Annotated in this window: 1 protein-coding gene and 1 pseudogene; one reads left to right on the top strand and one right to left on the bottom strand. The window is 65.7% G+C overall.

From position 1 onward, the window contains the following. Nucleotides 1–98 (top strand): annotated as a pseudogene (locus ACLJQZ_RS48540) (IS982 family transposase); the annotation flags it as partial. 54 nt (nucleotides 99–152) lie between these two features. Here the strand turns inward: ACLJQZ_RS48540 and ACLJQZ_RS48535 are convergent. Then, nucleotides 153–812, bottom strand: a complete 660-nt coding sequence (locus ACLJQZ_RS48535) for a DNA methyltransferase (protein ID WP_410628508.1) — start codon at nucleotides 810–812, stop codon at nucleotides 153–155. Nucleotides 813–1,037: the final 225 nt, after the last annotated feature.

The raw sequence follows: 1,037 nt of genomic DNA, 5'->3' as shown, positions 1-1,037 counted from the left end.
GTGTCGCGCAGCGTCTGCTGGCGATGGCAGCCGGCATCTGGCACAACTGGCAGACCGGTCTGACCAGCAAAAGGTCACTGATCGCCTACGATCACTAACACCAACTTCACGGAATCAATCATCTAGTGTCATCCCTTGCCCCGGCTCATCCGTCATGACTCAGCCCCAGCCGCCGCAGCGCCAGGTCCTGGCATGCCGGATTGAGGTCGACACCGATGTACCGGCACCGGTACTCTCGCGCGGCGATTCCAGTGGTCCCGCTGCCGGAGAACGGTCCCGCCACGGCGGCACCCTCGCCGTACGTAGCGACGCGCGATCTCCAGCGTTCCCTTCGCCGGGTGACCCACCCGGCCGCGGTCCGACGAGACGCTCCACACCGACGTCTCGCCTGTCTCGCAGCGGTCTCGCCGGTCTCGGGCCAGCACGAAGATGTTCTCGTACTGGTGCGCGAACCGGTCTCGTACGCTCTCGGGCCGCGCGTTGGGTTTGTGCCAGATGATCTCGCGCTCCAACAACCACTCGCGCTCCAGTAGCGCCAGCACGACCCGCCACGGCACCCCAACCAGGTCCTTCGGCCGGTACGACGACTGCGACGGACGATGAGTCCCGTAGCGCGTCTGGGAGCGGTGCTGTGTCGTGCGAGCCTCAGAGCCAGCGGCGACGTAGTGGCCCCACGAGCCGCCGTAGCTGTCACCGAGGTCGAGCCACACCGTGCCCCGTGGAGCAAGCACCACGGCCAGCTCGTCGAACAACCCCACCAGCCTGGCGACGTAGTCGTCGACGGAAGGCTCGGCGCCCCACTGGCCGGCCACTCGGTAGTCCCGCAGGCCCCAGTATGGCAGCGACGTGAACCGCCCCGGGTTCGGTAGAGACTCGTTACTGGGGTCAGGCGACCAGGCTGGTCAAGTCGCCTAGTGTCTCGTGATCCTGTTGTCATTACTTGGCGTTGTTGTCGACGAGTTTCTTGATGTTGGCCTGGACGAGTCGGACCTTGGCCAGGATTTCGTCGGCGGTGGCGGTCCAGGTGAAGGGCTTGG

Origin of the sequence: Amycolatopsis sp. cmx-8-4, from assembly GCF_046548675.1 — a bacterium.
Classification (GTDB): Bacteria; Actinomycetota; Actinomycetes; order Mycobacteriales; family Pseudonocardiaceae; genus Amycolatopsis.
This window is presented reverse-complemented; position numbering and strand designations above follow the sequence as displayed.